This is a genomic window from Enterococcus larvae (genome assembly GCF_017830045.1).
In the GTDB taxonomy this organism is placed as follows: Bacteria; Bacillota; Bacilli; order Lactobacillales; family Enterococcaceae; genus Enterococcus_L; species Enterococcus_L larvae.
In genome coordinates this window covers 170796-191129 of sequence record NZ_JAEDXU010000009.1, presented here as the reverse complement: position 1 = coordinate 191129, position 20334 = coordinate 170796, and the positions used below count along the sequence as shown (strand labels likewise).

Sequence of the window (20334 nt, the reverse complement as noted above, 5' to 3'; positions counted from 1 at the left end):
GTTTCCACTTGCGTGGAAAACAAGGAGCGAAGATTGATGTTGGTTTGGCACTGATGGCTCTAAATCTAAGGAAATTAGGGAAGCACATGGAGAGAAAGAGACGGAAAGAAGAAAAAACAAGCCCGATTTTGATATTGATCATCAAAATCAGACTTGTTTTCTTTTTGAGAGTAGACTATTGTCCCACTCTCAACTCATTTTATAAATGATTATTTGTTTTTAAGGTTGTAGAAAGATTTCAAACCTTTGTATTGAGCTACATCGCCAAGTTGGTCTTCGATACGTAGTAATTGGTTGTATTTAGCAACACGGTCAGTACGTGAAAGAGAACCAGTTTTGATTTGTCCGGCGTTTGTTGCAACAGCGATATCAGAGATTGTAGAATCTTCTGTTTCACCTGAACGGTGAGATACAACTGCAGTGTAGCCAGCTTCTTTAGCCATTTCAATAGCTTCAAATGTTTCAGTTAAAGTACCGATTTGGTTAACTTTGATAAGGATTGAATTAGCGATACCTTTTTCGATACCTTCAGCCAATTTAGTAGTGTTTGTTACGAACAAGTCGTCACCAACTAATTGAACTTTGTCGCCCATAACTTCAGTCATTTTCTTGAAGCCATCCCAGTCGTTTTCATCCAAACCATCTTCGATAGAGATGATTGGGTATTTAGCAACCAAGTCAGTGTAGAATTGGATCATTTCTTCAGTTGTTTTTTCGCCTTCGCCTGAATCAGCTAAAACGTAAACACCTTTTTCTTTGTCGTAGAATTCTGAAGCAGCAGCATCCATAGCAAGAACGATGTCTTTACCTGGTACATAGCCAGCTTTTTCAATTGCTTCGATGATTACTTCGAAGCCTTCTTCGTTAGAACCTAAGTTAGGAGCGAAGCCACCTTCGTCACCTACTGAAGTTGCCAAGCCTTTGCCTTTTAAGATAGCAGCTAAAGCGTGGAATACTTCCGCACCCATACGTAGTGCTTCTTTGAATGTAGGCGCGCCTACAGGCATGATCATGAATTCTTGGAAATCAATACTGTTGTCAGCATGAGATCCGCCGTTGATGATGTTCATCATTGGAGTTGGCAATACTTTTGTATTGAATCCGCCCAAGTAATGGTATAAAGGTACTTCAAGGTAATCAGCAGCAGCACGAGCTACAGCGATAGAAACACCAAGAATAGCGTTTGCGCCTAATTTACCTTTGTTAGGAGTTCCGTCTAATTCGATCATAGCTTTGTCGATAGCCATTTGGTCGCGAACATCGTAACCAATGATTGCTTCAGCGATGATGTTGTTTACGTTGTCAACTGCTTTAGTAACCCCTTTACCTAGGTAACGAGATTTGTCGCCGTCGCGTAATTCAACCGCTTCGTATTCACCAGTTGAAGCTCCTGAAGGAACCATTCCGCGGCCAAAAGCTCCGCTTTCAGTGTATACTTCTACTTCGATTGTTGGGTTACCGCGTGAGTCAAGGACTTCGCGAGCATATACATCAGTAATAATTGACATGTTTTGTCTCTCCTTTGAGTTGTTTTTATACTAAGGGGATTCCCTTAATTACGATTGTAGTTAATTTTCCGCAAGGAAGCAATGAATTTCTTCTATCTTTTCGAAATAAATTCAATTTGTTCCTCTTTACAGAAGAATTAGGCTAGATTATTTTACTGCATCCAGCAATGCTAAGAATGAATCTGCTTCAAGACTAGCTCCGCCGACTAATGCACCATCAACGTTTTCTTTTGCCATGTACTCAGCAATGTTTTCAGGTTTCACTGAACCGCCGTATTGGATACGTACGCTTTCAGATACTTCTTTACCGTATAATTTTTCAACTGTTTTACGAACAACGCCGCAGATTTCATCAGCGATTGTTGCATCAGCAGATTTACCAGTTCCGATAGCCCAGATTGGTTCATAAGCAATAACAAGATTACTTACTTGTCCATCAGTCAAGCCCTCTAAACCAGCGGTGATTTGTCCTTCGATCCATTCAGCTGTTTTGCCAGCTTCATATGTTTCTAAAGATTCACCACAACAGAAGATTGGGATCATTCCGTTAGCGAAGATTGCTTTTGCTTTTTTGTTGATATCTGCATCTGTTTCGTGGAAATACTCACGACGTTCAGAGTGACCAATGATCACATAGTCTAAACCTAAGTCAGCAAGTGCTGCCGGAGAAGTTTCCCCAGTGAATGCACCACTGTTTTCCCAGTAGCAGTTTTGAGCTGAAATTTTTAGTTCAGTTCCTTTAGCAGATTCAACTAATTCTTGTAAGAACAGTGCAGGAGAACCAATCACTGAATCTACTTTATCATTAGCAGGAATCTTTGTTTTTACTGCTTCAGCAAAGTCTTTTGCTTCTTTAGCAGTTTTGTTCATTTTCCAGTTACCGGCGATAATTGGCTTACGCATTAGAACACGTCCTTTTCTTTTATATTGTATCTAAAATTTGAGAGGATTTCTCAGATTACTCGGAAGTAACCCGATCCATTCCGCTTTTATCACTATCCAGCTATATGAGCTAGCTTTCTTCGGCAATTAGATAAAGTCTTCTAAGAATTTGAGAAATTCTTGAATACTTTCCTAAATTGCTTGAAAGCTGTTCGAGCTCATTCCGCTTTTATCACTATCCAGCTGCTCGCTTCAATCTCTGCGACAAATAGATAAATTCATAGTAAAGACACAAAACGTCTTTATATAAATTTCCTAATTTGCTCGGAGATTACCGAATCGCTCCGCTTTAATCACTATCCAGCTACATGAATCTACTTCTTCGATGATAAGATAAACTGTCTAGGATGATATAAAGCATCATCCTGCCAGTCTTCTTTATCACTCAGAAGTAACCCGATCCATTCCGCTTTTACTATTTATCGTTAATTGCTGCTAATCCTGGTAATGTTTTACCTTCCAGCAATTCTAAGCTTGCGCCGCCGCCTGTTGAAATGTGAGTGAATTTATCAGCAAAGCCTAATTGGATTGCCGCTGCTGCTGAGTCACCACCACCGATGATTGTTGTTGCGCCTTCAAGGTTAGCGATTGCTTCACAAACACCAATCGTACCTTTAGCGAAGTTACTCATTTCGAATACACCCATTGGTCCGTTCCATACAACAGTTTTAGCACCTGCTAATTCTTTTGTGAACAGTTCAATAGATTTAGGACCAATATCCAAGCCCATGTATCCTTCTGGAACAGCTTCTCCGTCAGTTACAACAGTTTCAACATCGTTGCTGAATTCATTTGCACATACAGAGTCGATTGGCAATACTAGTTTATCGCCAGCTTTTTCGATCAATTCTTTTGCTAAAGCTACTTTATCTTCTTCAACTAAAGAATTTCCGATTTCGATTCCTTTTGCTTTGTAGAATGTGTAAGTCATTCCGCCGCCGATCAAGATTTTGTCAGCTTTAGCAATTAGGTTTTCGATAACACCGATTTTATCTGAAACTTTTGCACCACCAAGGATTGCCACGAATGGACGTTTTGGTGCTTCAACAGCTTCGCCGATGAATTGGATTTCTTTTTCCATAAGGAAACCAGCTACAGTTGGGATTCCAGTAGAAGCAATTCCTACGTTTGACGCATGTGCACGGTGAGCCGTACCAAATGCATCATTTACAAATACGTCACCTAATGAAGCCCAGTATTTACCAAGGTCTGCATCATTTCCGCTTTCCTTTTTACCGTCGATATCTTCAAAACGAGTGTTTTCAAACACTAAAACGTCGCCGTCTTTCATGTTGTTAACAGCTGCTTCTAATTCAGCGCCACGAGTTTCAGGAACGAAAGTTACAGGTTTGCCAAGCAGTTCGCTCAAACGTTCAGCGACTGGCTTCAATGATTTGCCTGCTTTGTCTTCTTCTGTTTTTACACGACCTAAATGAGAGAAAAGAATTGCTTTTCCGCCGTTTTCGATCACGTATTTGATTGTTGGTAAAGCCGCAGCGATACGATTGTCATTAGTAATGACACCATCTTTCAACGGTACATTGAAGTCCACACGAACTAATACTTTTTTGTCTTTTAAATCTACATCTTTGATTGTCTTTTTAGCCATTCGTAAATTTCCCTCCTGTATAATATATAAATCCTGCTAAATCAATAATCTGCTGCTATTATTCCTGTGTTCATAACTAGGATCAATGGTCGCTCCTTACGCAAGGAATAATTTAACACGAGTTATATAGTTGAATGCGGCAGAAAACCTTCGTTAAGAATTTCTCTGTCGCTGTCTATTCTACCACTTTGTGGGTATTTCATAAAAAGAAAAGCAGGGAAGCGCGTCGCTTCCCCGCTTATTATTTCCTGCGTACAAGAATACTTTAACTTTTCATAAACAGTGTTTCAAAAGCTGCTCACTCGGAAATAAGCTGAAATATCTTAAAATTGAAGAACAATTTTTAGCTATTCCTCCTTATTTCTTGGAGCAGAGTGCGTTTGTCACAGTCTAATTATAGGTTAGCAAAGTACTCTAAAGTACGTACTAATTGTGCAGTGTAAGACATTTCGTTGTCATACCAAGCAACTGTTTTAACCAATTGTTTGTCGCCAACAGTCATAACTTTAGTTTGAGTAGCATCGAATAATGAACCGAAAGTCATTCCTACGATATCTGAAGAAACGATTTGGTCAGTGTTGTAACCATAAGATTCGTTCGCTGCTTTTTCCATAACTGCATTTACTTCTTCAACAGTTACTTTTTTGTCAAGAATAGAAACTAATTCAGTTAATGAACCAGTTGCTACAGGAACACGTTGTGCAGCTCCGTCTAATTTACCGTTCAATTCTGGAATAACCAAACCGATTGCTTTAGCAGCACCAGTTGTGTTAGGAACGATGTTTTCAGCAGCAGCACGGGCACGGCGGAAGTCTCCACCAGGGTGTGGTCCGTCAAGAGTCATTTGGTCACCTGTGTAAGCGTGGATTGTAGTCATAAGACCTTCAACAACACCAAAGTTATCTTGTAAAGCTTTAGCCATAGGAGCTAAACAGTTAGTAGTACAAGAAGCACCAGAGATAACTGTTTCTTTACCAGTTAAGATATCATGGTTAGTGTTGTAAACAACTGTTGGTACATCGTTACCACCAGGTGCAGAGATAACAACGCGTTTAGCACCAGCTTTTAAGTGTAATTCAGCTTTTTCTTTTGAAGTAAAGAAACCAGTACATTCAAGAACGATGTCTACGCCTAGGTCGCCCCATGGTAATTCTTCAGGGTTACGGTTAGCAAGAACTTTAACTTCTTTACCGTTTACGTTGAAAGATCCTTCGTGAACTTCAACTGTTCCGTTGAAACGTCCTTGAGTTGTATCATATTTCAGCAAATGAGCCAACATTTTTGAGTCTGTCAAGTCATTGATTGCCACTACTTCGATTCCTGCTACATCTTGGATACGACGGAATGCTAAGCGTCCGATACGTCCAAATCCATTAATACCTACTTTAACTGTCATTAAAGATTTCCTCCTTATGAAAATCAAAAATTTTTATTTTAAAGGGTTACCCCTTTTAAAATCTCATTTGCTGCGGCTTCATCTGTGATGAGCCACGTTTGTTCCGGTGCATTTTTCATATAAGCACGAATGGCTTTTGCTTTTGTCTTCCCGCCAGCCAATGCTATGACACATGGGATATTCTGCAAATCTTTCAGTTGCAGTCCAATTCGCGGTACTTTGTATACGACTTCTCCTTGCTCATTGAAAAAATAGCCGAATGATTCTGCTACTGCGTTCTTTTGCTTCAGCATGATCATCTCTTCATCAGACATTTTCCTGCGTGCAGCCATGTGCAGCGCGCGTCCGATACTGTGAACAACAGCATTGGAATGACTGATCAATTCCAGAACTTCCTGTATGGAAGGTTCCTGCAGTAAAGAATCATACGTTTCTTTACTCAGCTGTTCAGGAATGTATAACGCTCGATGTTGTCCGCCGGTGTTATGTGCCATTACAGCACTTACTGAATTGGCTTGAACCGTCAACGCTTCACCAATACCGCCTCTAGCCGGTACGAAAAGATTATGCCGTTTTTCCGACTCGAGAATTCCCATATGCTCTGCTGCTTGAGCCATAGTAGTACCGCCCATGACAGCAATGATATTGTCCTCATCGGGTAAAAGCATATCCAACGAATGAGTTAACACCTCTCCGAATTCATCTAAGATTTTTCGTTGATTGTCACTGTTTCCTGAAACAACGATACATCGCTGAATCCCAAACAATTGAGCAATCTCGATTTCAATCTTTTGAATACCGAAAAGTAGATTCATCATTTTTTCAAGTCCCTGATAGACTTCTAAACCTTTTTCAGTCAGAGTCATACCGCTTTTTGATGTTTTAATCAGCTGAAGTTGTTTGAGCATGTCGGTTTCAGTTCGCAATACTCGCTCTGTCAATCCCATCGTTTCCGAGAGACTTCTTCTGCCAATGGGCTGCATCCAATAGATATTTCGTAAAATATGATATCTTTCCTGCATCACATCAAGCATATCCGGAGCAACTGCTTCGATCATTTTCAATTCTTCCAGCATGATTGACTCCTCCGTGGGTCACATTTCGTCCAAGTATGACTAAAAACGACCTATGAATGGTAAAAAAATAATGAAGCCTTTCAGACTGTGTTTTCAGTTAAAAAGACTTTTTAACCTCACAAGGATATTCTAGCAGTTTTCATAGTTCTTTTCAAGGAAAAGCGCTCATTTTTTATGAACGAAAATTAAAAACTTGTCTTATCACAGTTCTTGTTCTTAAATGCCAGCTAATATACTGAGTTTTCTATATATTTCCGAAAATTCTCTGTTTTTTTACAGAAAAGCCTCACCATTTCTTCTTTCAGTCATATATTATTACAACTACTTTCATATATTCATTTTATACTATGGATCATACATAGTAATAGCGGTGAATAACTTATTGAAAAAGAACATGAGCCTAAAGAAAACAAACAAGAAACAACGGAAGAAACGATGCAAGATTCATCCAATAAATCCAACTAAGCAGTCTGAAACTATTGAGAATAATAGCAAGGAAATAGCAGCAGAAAACCACTCTTCTGATGAAAACAAAACAGAAGCAGCATTTGATCAGCTAGCAACAGATACCACTGAGAATTTGCAAAGTAAACACCCCACATTTGGAAATCTTTATAACCTCAAGAAAAAACTGACTTGTCAGACGATAATTACCAGCGCAATCTTTTTCACAATCAGTTTAGTCGGAGGTGCAATGATTTCAACTGAACATTCAAATCAATCACATCTTAGGCTCGAAGAGGTCAACACCTGGCAAAGTTTGATAACAACAAAGGCCAATAAAATGATAACGATGATCACTCTGGCCAACCAGATAGAAGCTTCTGAGAAGGAAATAGTGGTCCCGCAAGCGGAAGGATATCTTCCACTAATGAAAATGATATCGACTCCGATGATATGTTGAGCAGTGCAAGCGAGAATAGTTGATTGTTTTATAAATCAATAAGAAGGAAGAGAACCGTTATGGTTTTCTTCCTTCTTATCTTTCTCAAAGCTCTTCTTCATAAAAACGCCCAAGAATTTTTACATTATCCGAAATACTGACAAAAGCAGCAGGATCGACTTTCTTCATTACAGCTTCTAATGAAGGAAGTTCAAAACGCGTTACGATCGTGATCAACACCGTTTGTTTATCATGGTTATAGGCACCTTCTGCTTCATGAATGATTGTAATGCCTCGACGCATTTTTTTCTGGATCTCATCAATCACAGCTTCCGGATTCTTCGTAATGATCATTACCTGCATCTTCTTTTGCTTTGTATAAACAGCATCTGTGACCTTACCACTGACAAAAATTGATAGAGCACTATAGAACATATACTGCCAGCCAAAAAGATAGCCTGCAACAAAGATGATCATTATATTAAAGTAGATGGAGATCGAGCCTACGGACCGACCTGTTTTTTTACGAATCGTGATACTAAAGATATCCAGACCACCGGATGATAGTCCATTCTTCAACGCAAAACCAATACCTGCACCCATCACACCGCCGCCAAAAATAGCACAGATGATTGGATCATCAGATAGCGTTGTTTCAGGTACGATTTGCATGAATACTGAGGTTAGTGCCACCGTAATAAAAGTAAATATCGTGAATTTTTTCCCGATCTTACGCCATGCCAAGAAGAACAAAGGCACATTCAATACAAACAATGTAACAGATACGGGAACATTAAAGCCCATGGTTCTTGTTGAAAGTGTTGTAAGTATTTGAGCTAGCCCTGTAATACCGCTGGAATAGATATTCCCCGGTTGATAAAAAAAGTTCATGGCGATTGACGCTAAAATTGCATAAACAATGGAAACAGATAGTTTGGTTGTATAGTCATTGACAGGAATACCTTCGATTGCTTTTTTCATATAAGCTAGTACCTTTCTCTTCGAGCTTTTCATTATATGCTATTGTATACTACACTACTTCATTGACTTTTTCCAGAGTCCAGATGAAAGTCTTACATAAAAATAAAAGCACGAATTTCTATATAACCCCGTACAGAAGAAAAAAGTGAAACAGCTGAGATTATCCCCTCAACTGCTTCACTGTCTGTTTTATTCTTCTATAGCTGTTACGTCAAGGTTTAGTTCAAACAGCTGTAATGGCGAAACAGTACTAGGTGCGTTGTTCATTGGGTCAGTCGCTTTTCCGTTTTTAGGGAAAGCAATCACTTCACGAATGTTTTCTTCACCCGCAAGCAGCATAACCAGACGATCCAGCCCTAGTGCAATGCCTCCATGCGGCGGAAAGCCGTAAGACAAGGCATCCAGCAAGTAGCCAAATTGATCCTGAACAAGCTCTGCATCCAAGCCTAATGTTTCAAACATTTTTTCCTGCAGCTCGCGTTGGTAGATACGTAATGATCCGCCACCCAGCTCGTAACCGTTCAATACAACATCATATGCTTGAGCATAGACTTTTTCCGGTGTTGTTGAGAGCATTTCGATATGCTCTTCTCTTGGTAATGTGAATGGATGGTGAGCAGAAACATAGCGATTCGCTTCTTCATCATACTCAAACAACGGCCAGTCCACAACCCATAGGAAGTTGAATTTCGATTCATCGATCAATCCCAGTTCTTTACCCATACGTGAACGAATTGCTCCTAATGAAGCTGCAACAATTCCTGGTGTATCAGCACCAAACATCAACAGGTCACCGACTTCTGCATTAGTTGCCTCAATCAAATCATCTGTCACATCTGTCAGGAATTTGGCGATAGGACCTTTCAATCCATCCTCTTCCACCTTCAGCCAAGCCAAGCCCTTTGCACCAAACTGGCTAACATACTGACCTAAGTTATCCATATCTTTACGTGAGTATTTAGCTGCTGCACCTTTTGCATTCAGTGCTTTGACCTGCCCACCGCTTTGCAGCGCCATTTGGAATACTTTAAATTCCACATCTTTTACCACTGGCGCAATATCAATCAATTCCATATCAAAGCGTGTGTCAGGCTTGTCACTTCCGTAGCGAGCCATTGCTTCATCATAGCTGATACGTGGGAAAGGCATCGGAAGATCGATTCCTTTTGCCTCTTTCATTACTTTAGCCAGCATTTCTTCTGTCATTGTCTGAATTTCTTCAGCAGTCAGGAAAGTTGTTTCAATATCTACCTGTGTAAATTCCGGCTGACGATCTCCACGGAGGTCCTCATCTCGGAAACAACGAACGATTTGATAATAACGATCAAAACCAGCACCCATCAATAATTGCTTAAAGATTTGCGGTGACTGAGGTAAAGCATAAAAATGCCCTGCATGGACACGAGATGGTACCAAATAATCTCTCGCACCTTCCGGAGATGATTTCCCAAGATATGGTGTTTCCACATCCATGAATGCTTGATCGTCAAGATAGTGACGAATCGATTTTGTTACTTGATGACGCAGCTTGAAATTCTCTGTCATCGCCGGACGACGAAGATCAAGATAACGGTATTTCATACGAATATCATCACTCACATTATTATCATCTTCAATGATAAATGGAGGTGTTTTTGCTTTGTTCAAAATCGTAATATCAGATGCCATTACTTCAAACTCACCAGTAGGCATTTTAGGATTGATTGCTTCTGCATCACGATAAACAACCTCACCGGAAATTTCAATCACATATTCACTACGACATTTATCTGCAATTTCCCATGCTTCTTTGGAATGCTCCGGATTGAATACAACCTGAACAATTCCTTCTCTATCTCTAAGGTCAATAAAGATTACTCCTCCAAGGTCACGACGCTTTTGCACCCATCCCTTAAGGACAACCTCCTTGCCTGCATATTCTTTTGTTACTTCGCCGCAATATATTGTACGTTCTGCCATAATTTAAACTCCCTTTCTTTCTTTTTCGAGGTCCGATGTCCATTATTCCTAGATTTCTTGATAAAAGGATAATAGCTCCCTCTTCTTATTGAATACCATTCATTTTTTGATACTACTTTTGTCTCGTGGTAATTCCTTCGAGACAACGCCCATTTTCAAACTTTTTGGTTTTTCACCTTAGCTTCTCTACCAATACGTTATCAATCAAACATGATTGTTGTCATTTCATCGTAGACTTCACTGAAGCGTTCATAGATATCATCTAGCTTAAATGCTTTTTCTTCGCGGTTCGCCATATTTTTCACATTGACGATCCCCTCAACAATTTCACTTTCACCGATAGTCAGCACTAGCTTTGCATTCAGCTTGGAAGCTGTTTTAAACTGCGCTTTAGGCTTGCGGTGCATAAAATCACGATCTGCTGAGAAGCCAAAGTTTCTGATTGCTTGAACCAGCTTCAACGAAACAAGGTTCGTATCTACACCGATACCGACAACATAGGCATCCACTTCATTGATTTCCGGAATAATGATTTCCTCTGCTTCCATCGTCAGTAAGATTCGTTCGATGCCCATTGCGAAACCAAAGCCGGGTGTTTCAGGTCCGCCAAGCTCTTCTACGAGACCATCGTAACGACCACCAGCACAAATCGTTGACTGAGCGCCCATTTTTTTCGATTCACTCATGATTTCAAAAATCGTGTGCGTGTAGTAATCTAGCCCACGAACCATATTTTGATCGATCACATAAGGGATCTCCAACTCTTCAAGCATTTGTAAGACTGTATCAAAATGCTCCTTCGATGATTCATTCAGAAAATCCAAGATTGATGGTGCTCCCGCAACAATTGCTTTATCGCGACGATCCTTACTATCTAACACACGAAGCGGGTTTTCATGAAGACGACGTTTCGAGTCCTCACTCATTTCCTCTGATTTAGGCTCAAGATACTCGATCAGCGCTTGACGGTAAGCAGCACGGCTTTCTCTATCACCTAAAGAGTTGACAACCAGCTTGATTTCATTGATTCCCAGCTGTTTGAAGAAGTCCATCGCCATCGCCATACTTTCCACGTCTACTGCGGGATTATTGCTGCCGAACGCTTCCACACCGATTTGGTGGAACTGACGTTGACGACCAGCTTGTGGTTGTTCATAACGGAACATTGGACCCATATAAAATGTTTTATATGGCTTTGCATATTCCGGACCAAATAGTTTATTCTCTACAAAGGCTCGAACAACAGGTGCTGTTCCTTCCGGGCGCAGCGTGACATGTCGATCTGCTTTATCATAAAAGTCATACATTTCTTTAGAAACGATATCAGTCGTATCTCCTACGCTTCGAGCAATCACTTCATAATGTTCAAAAATCGGTGTACGCATTTCCTGATATTGGTAGTCTCTGAAAAGCAGACGTGCTGTTTCTTCGACAAACTGCCATTTTTCGGTTGTTCCCGGCAGTAGATCATATGTGCCTTTGGGCTTGTGGTAATTCATCTGATTTTCCTCCATCTCTCTTGATTCGTCGCAAAGTGCGAACATTTAGGTTCATGCTGTGTGTTAAGTAAAAGCTTCGTTTGTCTCCTGAAAAATAAAAAAATTCGCCCTTGTATTGTCTACAAGGGCGAATGAAGCATTCATACGCGGTACCACCTAATTTGAAAGATTGCTCTTTCATCTCAACGATTAACGCTCGTAACGGAATGGCTTTTCTTCCACTCATCTCAGGAATGTCTTTCGATTTCTTTTGTGGAGCTGCTTTCAGCCAAGGCATCTCTCTCTTTTGACACAAACAAGAAATTTACTCGTTCCTTCATTGATTTTCAATATTATATATAAACTACTAGAGATTTTCATGAAAGTCAAGTAGAATTTCAGCGATTTCCGAACATTTTCCTTTCTAATTGAATACCCAATGTATCTGTAAAGATCAACTAAAAAAAGGACGTCACCTCTCCTTGAAAATAAGCATATGGAGGCTCTATTTTTCATGAAAAATAGTGAAACACTTAGATTCGCATAGCAAGAATATTCGTAGTGAGACCGGCTGCAGTACCGATAAAGAGAATGACATCCTTTTCTTTTATCTCATTTGCAGCCAGTGCTTTACACAAAATAAAAGGAATAGAAGCCGAAACCATGTTGCCATATTCTTTGATGCTATTAACGTATTGTTCCTCTGAGAACCCAATTTTTTTCATCAGCAATGGCATTGCACGACTGGCTTGATGCGGAACGACTTTATTGATCATTTCAGCAGACAATCCACTTTCCGTATAAAAATCTGCCATCATCTTTGGCAGCTTCTTTATTACAAGTGACAGGATTTCTCTGCCCTTCATATCGAACATGTACTCTTCCTTCGTTTCTTCCTTATAATTACTTGGCGGATAGGCCGTTAGTCCACCACGAATTTCTGTCTGATGTGCTCCCTCTGACCATGTGCGTTGCATACCGCAAATGATCCCTTGCTCAGGGTTTTCACTACGCTCCAAAATAATCGCCGCTGCGCCGTCACTAAATAATTCAAAGCTCTCTTTCTGATTCGGATTCAGTCCCAATGACCCCACTTCACTTGAAACGATCAGAACACGTGTATATCGTCTGGCTTCGATCAGAAAAGAAAAAGTATCCAATGCTGTAACAAAGCTAGTACAGGTTGTATTGATATCCACAGCCGGAATATCTGTTCCACGTGCAATCTGCTCATGGATCAAAGCCGCTGTGCAAGGAATCGGCTGAACTGAAACCGCACTGGCAGATACGATACAATCAATGTCTGCAATCGACCAGCTCCCTTGCTTCAATGCCGCTTCACAGGCTTCAACAGCTAAGCTTATTTGTGTCTCTCCAGAAACAACACGGTATCTCGTCTGATCATCGAACGTTACTGTATTTTTAGGTAAAGCAGTCCCGTATCCGGTTATTTTCACATGATTCATTTTTTTCTCCCCTACTCAACACAACGTTGAATTCTTTTCATTTTTTTCTCTTGCTCCTGTTCGTACGGCTGAAAAATAAGGTCAGGCAGCTCAAATTTCTGATCTGCTGCTAAACGGACAAACTCTTGGTTGATCTTCTCTTGTACTTCTTTTGACAGGTCATCGGCCTTAATGACTAGCCGATCGACAGCAACCTGTTGCACCTGATACTCCCTTACCTCTGAGACAAATAACAAACAGCGACGAATAAAATCCGGATAAACAGCAACTGTCTCTTGCTCTATCCCTTTAAAAACAAAGATATCATCTTCCCGTCCTTCGATTTTTTCGATTGCTTCAAAGACAGAGCCGCACGAACAAGGCTGATCCGCTTCTACTAAAATATCATTCAAACGGTAACGGAGCATTGGCTGAGAGGTTCGTGTAAAATCTGTGATGATCGGATAAAAACGGCGCTCATCCAAATACTCTTTTTCAAATTTGACGATATCCTCATTCAAATGCAAGGTGCCGTGTTCGCATGTATATCCTAAAAAGCCTTCAGTGCATTGGTAAATCTGATGAATCACCGGCACCTTAAAGCATTGCTTCAAATAGTCGCTGTCTCGTGCTTCCAGAATTTCTGCAATTGAGATCACTCTTTGCGGCTGAATCTTCAAGCGTTGTGCCTTTACCTCCTGAGCCAAACGAAGCAGCACTGAAGGCGGCGCAATCAATATCGTTGGCTGATAGTGATTCAATCGGTCAATGTGACCTTCAAATGGTTGGTACATATCAAAATAAGCTAGCTGGATCGCTTGAGAATCGATCGTCTGATAGAGCTGATTATCCGCACGTAAAAAGAATGCCAGTTTATGATTCAACAGCTGTTTTTTAGGCAGCATTTTTGCCAATATCGTTCCTGCCCAAATTGCCTGTTCCTTCTCACTTGTAAAAAAAATACCGCGATTGCCAGAAGTACCAGAAGACAATCCGACAGAAATATCCTGATACCCCTCTTGAAAGTTTCTGGTTCGTTCACCTTTTAACGCTATATCAAAGGCCTGTTCCTTTTTTATACCGACTGTATTCAGTTCATCAAAATAACGCATCATTTTCTCTTTATCCATCAACGGCAGTGCTTCCCCGGCATGGTTAGCATAAAAAGGAGAATGCTTTTGCATATACAAGAGTTGTTTGGCTACTTTCTTGTTTTGATATTTTTCCAGTTGTTCTCTTGTTGTCCATTTTTGCAGCCAACGTACCTTCATAAAGGTTGATATTAACAAGCTCTTTTTCATCCCAACACCTCCCGGATTCTTTTCTCAGGGTCATGGCTGACAACCGCCTGATTGCCGTCAGCAAGGATCGCTTTTAGACTTTTGATACTTGATCTATAGGCGGTCATATTGTCTTGGATCATTGCCGGAATACGGCGCAGCCGCTCAGTTTTCTCTAACAAATCGATTCCCCAACAAATATCCGCTGCTACAAAAAGAGACCGTTCAGAAAAGTACATGCACAGCTGTCCCTTGGCATGCCCATCAAATGAAGATAACAAAAGACTGCCATCACCAAACAAATCATAGGTTTCTTTATAAGAAAAAGCAGGATGCTTCTTTGTTGGTTGAATAATCTCGATTCGCTTATCAAAATCAGCTGGTAAAAACTCATTGAAAATCAATGCTTTGAAAGGCTTCTTTTTGTATACTTGATAACAGTCCTCTGAAATCAGAAAACGGGCATTGGGAAACTGACTGCTGCCGCCAATATGATCTGGGTGAAGATGAGATAGAATGACTGTCCGGATGTCCTCTGGTCGTATACCAGAACGTTCCAGCTGCTTATCGATCATTTCTTCACGTTTAATAACGGTTGGGTTCAGTCGATTATACAACTGGTAAAGCCATTTTCTTTTATATAAATCAGTCGTATATCCAGTATCGTATAAGATATAGCCATGACTGCGGTGCTTAATTAGAAAAACCCCCGCTGGAAAATGAAGCTCTTTCTTCTTATCCTTCTTAAACAGCATCGCCTGATTGTTGGTGCAATAGCCGCAAGAATAATACTCAATGGTTTCTATAATGTTCTGCATAGTTTTTTATTCCCTCAGTGATTGTCATTTTTGGCTGATAGTTCAGTTCATTTTTTGCTTTCTCTATTGATAAGGTTTGACTGTACTTCAATAAATAGAGTGTGTATTTCGTAAAGAGAGGTTCTTTCGTTATCCGGAACACGGTGTAAATCTTCTCCAAAGTACTTGCGACGCCATACATCAACGAATAGCTTAAGGATAGGTATCTTACCGGTACACCGATCTCCTGATGAAGCTGATCCAATATATCTTTAAATGGCGCCGGCTCATCATTCGTTATATTATAGGTTTCCCCAATCGCTTTCTCACTTTCCAGGCTTAAACGAATCGCCAATGCAACATTTTCTACACAGGTCACATCCACCAACTGCTGTCCTCCGTCAAAAAGAGGAATACCGATTTTTTTATTTACCTTTATCAGACGCGGAATAATGCTTGTATCACCAACACCAAACAAGCCTCTTGGTCGAAGGATCACACTATCTATCTGCTTTTTTTCATGAATCCGCTGCTCTGCCAGTAGCTTACTTTTGATATAAAAATTTAACTCATTGGTCTTTGGAGCCTCTGCTTCTTTAACCTGCAGCTGATCTTTCGCAGCAGCATAAATACTAGGTGACGAGATGAAGACTAAACGCTTGATTTGATTTGTTTCACACGCTTCAAGGACATTTTCAGTCCCAATGACATTTGTCTGATAAAAATCTTCCCATTTTCCCCAAACAGTTGACAGTGCACCGGCATGCACGACTGCATCCATTCCTTTAGAGGCAGTAAGAATATCCGACAGCTTAGTAAAATCCCCCTGAATAAAGGTAACCGCGTCACCAGCCAATTGTTCGCCAATCAACTGATTTCTGCCAAATGCAGTGACTTCATAGCCGGCTTCTTTAAGCTCCTCCACAACATACTTTCCTAAAAATCCTGTAGCTCCAGTTACTAATATTTTCATTTTTTTATCCTCTTTATTAGTCGTTGAATTTCCTCGTCCATCGCTTTGGATGGCTCATAGTCAAAAAACTGTTTATTCAAGCGAACTAGCTCAGGCCATTCCTGCTTTTGTACTAACTCGTTAAGCTTTTTGATGAGCTGCTTCGTACTTTTCTTCTTCGTTGTTACTGCAATCCCTACTTGTTCTGCTCTGACTGCATAATCGAATTGATCATAGTCATGGGGTAAAATCAATGCCGGCTTTTGGTACTTGATACAGTTATATAGGATGCCGGCTCCCCCATGATGGATCACATAATCGAACTGAGCCATATTGCTAGAATAAGGAACATAACCGTACTGGTAGACATTTTTTGCTATTTTTTGGTGTTCCTCTGATTTTTGACTGTCACCTAATGAAAAAACAAATAGATATTCCGGAAAATAAACGGCTATCTCTAAAAGCTGCTGTCGCATGGCTTCTTTCCCCCACAGAAGGTGGGTACCCAAGGTTACTAAAATCGTTTGACGAAACGCTGCTTTTTCTGGAATGATCAACACTTCTGTCTCCGCAGAATGACAGCAGGGCCCGATCCATCGAAACTGTTCTGGAAAGGTTCTGGGAAATTCCAGTTCCATCATTCCCATTCCTAAAATACTATACGGCGAGTAGATCGCTTCTTCTTGACGAGCATTGTATAGTGTGACACCTAAGGCTGCAGCTTCCTTACGAATTAGAAAGAAGAACCCTCGTTTAGCTACGCGAACCAGCTTTCTTCCTATCATATCTCTCATACGATACAAAAAACCAGCTTTCTTCCGCCAACCGCCTAGATAACTTGGCGTACCATCCTTTGTTTCTAATGCAAATGGTGTCGGGATAGTCGTTATCCATGGAATATCTAACCGCTCACAGACGATTCCAGCTGGAACTGAAATGAAATCGGCAATCACGATATCTGTCTGATTATCACGCAACGCTTCCTCTATCTGTTCGACAGCTTTTGGGATCAACGTAACATTTTGCTTGAGCTGCTGATACATCTCCCTCAGCTTTGCCTGCTCTTCTGTGTTGGCAATGTCCTCCATGATCGTTGGTGCGTCAGGAAACAAAGAAACACTGCCGAAGCCTAACTGTTCCACCGTTTCTATCTTTTGAACTCCTGTAATAAAACGAATACTGTACTGATTGCTTTTAAGAAGTGGCGCCATCACCTCCAGCAATGGATAAATATGCCCACTAAACGGCACACTAACAACATCGATCTTAATTTTTTTGGATGTAGCCATTGACGATTTCCCTCACTTCCGAACTCATCAAATAATCAAAATGAGTACTTGTCACGAGATGATCCGGCGAATGCCGATCAAGCAGTCTCGAATAGAGATCTCTTTTTCCTTTGATTACTGTGCAATCATATTTTTCCCTATTGATTTTTTTCAAGGATACAGGACCTAGTGCTATGATCTTAAGCTTCTTATATTGACAATTAAGCTTTGGTAAAACAGCTGTCAGCATATTCAGCCCTGAGCTTTGTGAAATGACCATCACTTCCTCACACTGGAAAATAGGTGTTAGGTGACGAATCAATTCCCTTTGGAAGTCTTTATTCCAGCAAGTATGAAAAAAGTAGAGACAATTCCTCCAGCTGGCTTTCAACAAAGATGGAAATACCGGCTGATCGCTGGCAAATCCATAATTATAAGGAAAATTCATTGCCAGCCAATCCGAAGACTCTCCCAAACTCCATGAGAAAAACGACTGCTGATGTTCAGAAAGCTCTGCATGATCGAAGTGACTGCTGCCACTGATAAAAAGAACAACTTTCTTTCTCGTTGCCATCGTCTCTCGCTCATCTAAACACTGCAATTTACTCAAGTATTGTTGAAAATCACTCATAGCGAATCTTCCCATCTGATACTCTGATTTTTTTATTTCTCCATAAAATCACTGGCGGAGTGACTAACGTATATAAATATAATACCGGCAATAAAAAATCATTCAAAACTTCATAAAGAATGACTGAACGATTCTCACGAATCGCAAAAATTCGATTTCGACAGCTCTTCAAAATAATTGCCTTAGCACCTAATCCGCCAACCACTAACAATGTTGGTACAACGCCTAGCCAAAGCCCCCATATCAATAAGATGATTGGCAAGATACTTGGCAGTACGACTAGAAAGAACAGCCTAAGCGAATAATGCCGTTTCATATAGATCGTTGCAAATAAAAGCCAGCGTTTCATCAAGCGCAGATATTGCATCGGCTCTTTTATCGTCGTTCGAACATTACAGGGAATACTACTTTGAATCAGCTGAACCCCTCGTTCAGACAAATAGTCAGCAATAGCCAGATCATCACACAGCTCCTCTTGGATACGCTCAAACACATGGTATTTTCTTAATATTTCTGTTTTTACAATATAAAACATCCCATTGACCGTATTTGTTTCCTTCACATGAGCCATCGGGAAATAGGTCAGTAAAGAATTGCTATTCACGAAGCTTGCAACCAATTGCGACCAGAACCCTGTTTGTCCATGGTTATAGGGTATACCTGTCACCAAAAATTCATCGGATCGTTGTTCGCAGCTTGTCATCTCATCGAATCTCTGAAAATCAATCACACTATCATCATCTAAAATAATGGCATACTCTGTTTGGATTTTTTCTATTCCTTGCAATAATTTAAAGCTTTTAGGATTGATTTTTTCCGGTACATCTTCTAACAATAGGCAAATCGTTCGTTCATGATAAGAGGGTTCTTCCAAAATTTCAGCAGTCACGGCTTGAGCAATTGCATCACTTTTATCCACCAACCAGATAAAGCGCATAGTTTTCGTCCTTGCTAGATTTTTTTCAAGATCTTGTTTCAGCCTTGGATCACCTGAAAGAATAGGCTGAATAATCGTATAGCTCGCTTCATCGATCACTTTTCTTTCTATATTTCGTTTGCTTTTAATGTTCAACACAGCTAACCTTAGTCGTAAAAAGAACAACAGACCGGTCAGAGATAGGACACAAAAAAACAGCTGAGTCATTCTTCACACTCCTTTAGCAATATAATTGCCAACTAATCTGATTCGTAATTTAAGTGGTAGACACTTAAGGAATAGAGTCATCAGCTGATTCCTTCTACCGATTGTTACAGAAGAGCGGTTGGAATAAAGCGCTTTGGCAATACTTTCCCCAACCTGCTCGGCACTCATCTCAAATTTAGTTTCTGTCTGACTTTGCACCATCTTTGTCTTCGTCTGCGGGTTAAAAAAGGACGTCCTTGTTGGCCCAGGAGACACAGCAATTACTTTGACTTGTTTGCTGTACCTTCTGACCTCTTCTCCAAGACCCAAACTATAGTGATGAAGGAAGGCTTTGGATGAAGCATAGGTATTCATAAAAGGATGGGGATAAAACGCTGCTGTTGAGCATACCACGATAATCGTTCCATGTCCTTGCGCCACAAAACGCTGCGCAAAAGATTTCAATAACAACACAGAAGCATTGATATTTACCTGTAGTATCTCTTGCTCTTCCTCAACAGAGATGGTCTTGAAATCCCCAACTTTACCGATCCCTGCACAATGAATCAGGATGTCGACTTGAAGCTTTTGAGCAAGGAAGGATCTAACTTCTTCACTCCTACTAAAATCGACACGATAGCAGACACAAGTCTGAGTATAGCGAGACTCCAAGTCTGCTTTTAGTTCCGCCAATTTTTCATCGGATCGACCAACGATATACAACTCGTAGCCTTCCTCTGCCAAGGTATACGCCAGCGAACGACCGATTCCTGAAGTCGCTCCGGTAATCAAAACTTTTTTACCCATGCCTTCTCTCCCTCCAGTCATTAAGTAGTTCCCATTATCTCAATATTTTCAGTGAAGCACAATATTATAAAAATACTGAAGCATTCAATGAGAAAAATGGATTGTACTCGCTTAACTTGTGAGCGAGTGTCAATTTCAGTAGAACAGACTTCCTCCTTCCTATCATGGTCGTAATTTTACTTACTACATCCCCATCCGC

Annotated in this window: 17 protein-coding genes, 1 pseudogene and 1 other annotated feature; of the genes and pseudogenes, 2 read left to right on the top strand and 16 right to left on the bottom strand. The window is 40.5% G+C overall.

What is annotated here, in order from left to right:
- Nucleotides 1-209, top strand: a pseudogene (locus I6N96_RS16085) (IS5/IS1182 family transposase); the annotation flags it as partial.
- On the opposite strand, the gene eno reads toward I6N96_RS16085, so the two are convergent.
- From eno to I6N96_RS16060, 5 genes are all read right to left on the bottom strand, one after another.
- Nucleotides 210-1508, bottom strand: a complete 1299-nt coding sequence (eno, locus tag I6N96_RS16080) for a phosphopyruvate hydratase (RefSeq protein ID WP_209558587.1) — start codon at nucleotides 1506-1508, stop codon at nucleotides 210-212.
- A gap of 147 nt (nucleotides 1509-1655) precedes the next feature.
- Entirely contained in the window at nucleotides 1656-2411 is a 756-nt protein-coding gene (gene tpiA / locus I6N96_RS16075; protein ID WP_209558586.1) for a triose-phosphate isomerase, read from the bottom strand.
- A gap of 454 nt (nucleotides 2412-2865) precedes the next feature.
- Entirely contained in the window at nucleotides 2866-4059 is a 1194-nt protein-coding gene (locus tag I6N96_RS16070) for a phosphoglycerate kinase (RefSeq protein ID WP_209558585.1), read from the bottom strand.
- Between the two features lie 394 nt (nucleotides 4060-4453).
- Complete coding sequence (gap, locus tag I6N96_RS16065; RefSeq protein ID WP_202060897.1) at nucleotides 4454-5455, bottom strand: type I glyceraldehyde-3-phosphate dehydrogenase; 1002 nt, start codon at nucleotides 5453-5455, stop codon at nucleotides 4454-4456.
- Between the two features lie 38 nt (nucleotides 5456-5493).
- Nucleotides 5494-6531 carry a sugar-binding transcriptional regulator gene (locus tag I6N96_RS16060; protein ID WP_209558584.1) on the bottom strand — a complete coding sequence of 346 codons (1038 nt, stop codon included), beginning with the start codon at nucleotides 6529-6531 and terminating at the stop codon, nucleotides 5494-5496.
- Between the two features lie 382 nt (nucleotides 6532-6913).
- Between I6N96_RS16060 and I6N96_RS16055 the strand changes: the two genes are divergently transcribed.
- Nucleotides 6914-7435 (top strand): hypothetical protein, encoded by a 522-nt coding sequence (locus I6N96_RS16055; RefSeq protein WP_209558583.1) that lies wholly within the window; start codon nucleotides 6914-6916, stop codon nucleotides 7433-7435.
- A gap of 84 nt (nucleotides 7436-7519) precedes the next feature.
- On the opposite strand, the gene I6N96_RS16050 is transcribed toward I6N96_RS16055, so the two are convergent.
- The 11 genes from I6N96_RS16050 to I6N96_RS16000 all read right to left on the bottom strand — a co-directional run bounded on the left by I6N96_RS16050 (nucleotide 7520) and on the right by I6N96_RS16000 (nucleotide 20135).
- On the bottom strand, nucleotides 7520-8395 hold the full coding sequence (locus I6N96_RS16050) for a YitT family protein (RefSeq protein ID WP_209558582.1): 876 nt from the start codon (nucleotides 8393-8395) through the stop codon (nucleotides 7520-7522).
- A gap of 189 nt (nucleotides 8396-8584) precedes the next feature.
- Nucleotides 8585-10354, bottom strand: coding sequence for an aspartate--tRNA ligase (gene aspS, locus I6N96_RS16045; protein ID WP_209558581.1), 1770 nt, complete (start codon nucleotides 10352-10354; stop codon nucleotides 8585-8587).
- A 200-nt stretch (nucleotides 10355-10554) separates the two neighbouring features.
- A complete protein-coding gene (gene hisS, locus I6N96_RS16040; RefSeq protein WP_209558580.1) occupies nucleotides 10555-11853 on the bottom strand; it encodes a histidine--tRNA ligase in 1299 nt (432 codons plus the stop codon).
- A gap of 120 nt (nucleotides 11854-11973) precedes the next feature.
- Nucleotides 11974-12182, bottom strand: a binding site (T-box leader).
- A 183-nt stretch (nucleotides 12183-12365) separates the two neighbouring features.
- Nucleotides 12366-13298, bottom strand: a complete 933-nt coding sequence (locus I6N96_RS16035) for a 3-oxoacyl-[acyl-carrier-protein] synthase III C-terminal domain-containing protein (RefSeq protein WP_209558579.1) — start codon at nucleotides 13296-13298, stop codon at nucleotides 12366-12368.
- Between the two features lie 11 nt (nucleotides 13299-13309).
- The gene (locus tag I6N96_RS16030) at nucleotides 13310-14578 is read right to left on the bottom strand and encodes a F390 synthetase-related protein (protein ID WP_209558578.1); all 1269 of its coding nucleotides are present in this window, start codon (nucleotides 14576-14578) and stop codon (nucleotides 13310-13312) included.
- Entirely contained in the window at nucleotides 14575-15375 is an 801-nt protein-coding gene (locus I6N96_RS16025; RefSeq protein WP_209558577.1) for an MBL fold metallo-hydrolase, read from the bottom strand. The genes I6N96_RS16030 and I6N96_RS16025 overlap by 4 nt, the downstream gene beginning before the upstream one ends.
- The gene (locus I6N96_RS16020) at nucleotides 15350-16327 is read right to left on the bottom strand and encodes an NAD-dependent epimerase/dehydratase family protein (RefSeq protein WP_209558576.1); all 978 of its coding nucleotides are present in this window, start codon (nucleotides 16325-16327) and stop codon (nucleotides 15350-15352) included. The genes I6N96_RS16025 and I6N96_RS16020 overlap by 26 nt, the downstream gene beginning before the upstream one ends.
- Nucleotides 16324-17595, bottom strand: a complete 1272-nt coding sequence (locus tag I6N96_RS16015) for a glycosyltransferase (protein ID WP_209558575.1) — start codon at nucleotides 17593-17595, stop codon at nucleotides 16324-16326. The genes I6N96_RS16020 and I6N96_RS16015 overlap by 4 nt, the downstream gene beginning before the upstream one ends.
- Complete coding sequence (locus I6N96_RS16010; protein WP_209558574.1) at nucleotides 17573-18205, bottom strand: hypothetical protein; 633 nt, start codon at nucleotides 18203-18205, stop codon at nucleotides 17573-17575. The genes I6N96_RS16015 and I6N96_RS16010 overlap by 23 nt, the downstream gene beginning before the upstream one ends.
- Nucleotides 18198-19349, bottom strand: coding sequence for a glycosyltransferase (locus I6N96_RS16005; RefSeq protein ID WP_209558573.1), 1152 nt, complete (start codon nucleotides 19347-19349; stop codon nucleotides 18198-18200). The genes I6N96_RS16010 and I6N96_RS16005 overlap by 8 nt, the downstream gene beginning before the upstream one ends.
- A 3-nt stretch (nucleotides 19350-19352) precedes the next feature.
- Nucleotides 19353-20135, bottom strand: coding sequence for an SDR family NAD(P)-dependent oxidoreductase (locus I6N96_RS16000; RefSeq protein ID WP_209558572.1), 783 nt, complete (start codon nucleotides 20133-20135; stop codon nucleotides 19353-19355).
- Nucleotides 20136-20334 lie beyond the last annotated feature (199 nt).

Coding starts and splice junctions, on each gene's coding strand:
- eno (WP_209558587.1), bottom strand. CDS start 1,508: ATGTCAATTATTACTGATGTATATGCTCGCGAAGTCCTTGACTCACGC.
- tpiA (WP_209558586.1), bottom strand. CDS start 2,411: ATGCGTAAGCCAATTATCGCCGGTAACTGGAAAATGAACAAAACTGCT.
- I6N96_RS16070 (WP_209558585.1), bottom strand. CDS start 4,059: ATGGCTAAAAAGACAATCAAAGATGTAGATTTAAAAGACAAAAAAGTA.
- gap (WP_202060897.1), bottom strand. CDS start 5,455: ATGACAGTTAAAGTAGGTATTAATGGATTTGGACGTATCGGACGCTTA.
- I6N96_RS16060 (WP_209558584.1), bottom strand. CDS start 6,531: ATGCTGGAAGAATTGAAAATGATCGAAGCAGTTGCTCCGGATATGCTT.
- I6N96_RS16050 (WP_209558582.1), bottom strand. CDS start 8,395: ATGAAAAAAGCAATCGAAGGTATTCCTGTCAATGACTATACAACCAAA.
- aspS (WP_209558581.1), bottom strand. CDS start 10,354: ATGGCAGAACGTACAATATATTGCGGCGAAGTAACAAAAGAATATGCA.
- hisS (WP_209558580.1), bottom strand. CDS start 11,853: ATGAATTACCACAAGCCCAAAGGCACATATGATCTACTGCCGGGAACA.
- I6N96_RS16035 (WP_209558579.1), bottom strand. CDS start 13,298: ATGAATCATGTGAAAATAACCGGATACGGGACTGCTTTACCTAAAAAT.
- I6N96_RS16030 (WP_209558578.1), bottom strand. CDS start 14,578: ATGAAAAAGAGCTTGTTAATATCAACCTTTATGAAGGTACGTTGGCTG.
- I6N96_RS16025 (WP_209558577.1), bottom strand. CDS start 15,375: ATGCAGAACATTATAGAAACCATTGAGTATTATTCTTGCGGCTATTGC.
- I6N96_RS16020 (WP_209558576.1), bottom strand. CDS start 16,327: ATGAAAATATTAGTAACTGGAGCTACAGGATTTTTAGGAAAGTATGTT.
- I6N96_RS16015 (WP_209558575.1), bottom strand. CDS start 17,595: ATGGCTACATCCAAAAAAATTAAGATCGATGTTGTTAGTGTGCCGTTT.
- I6N96_RS16010 (WP_209558574.1), bottom strand. CDS start 18,205: ATGAGTGATTTTCAACAATACTTGAGTAAATTGCAGTGTTTAGATGAG.
- I6N96_RS16005 (WP_209558573.1), bottom strand. CDS start 19,349: ATGACTCAGCTGTTTTTTTGTGTCCTATCTCTGACCGGTCTGTTGTTC.
- I6N96_RS16000 (WP_209558572.1), bottom strand. CDS start 20,135: ATGGGTAAAAAAGTTTTGATTACCGGAGCGACTTCAGGAATCGGTCGT.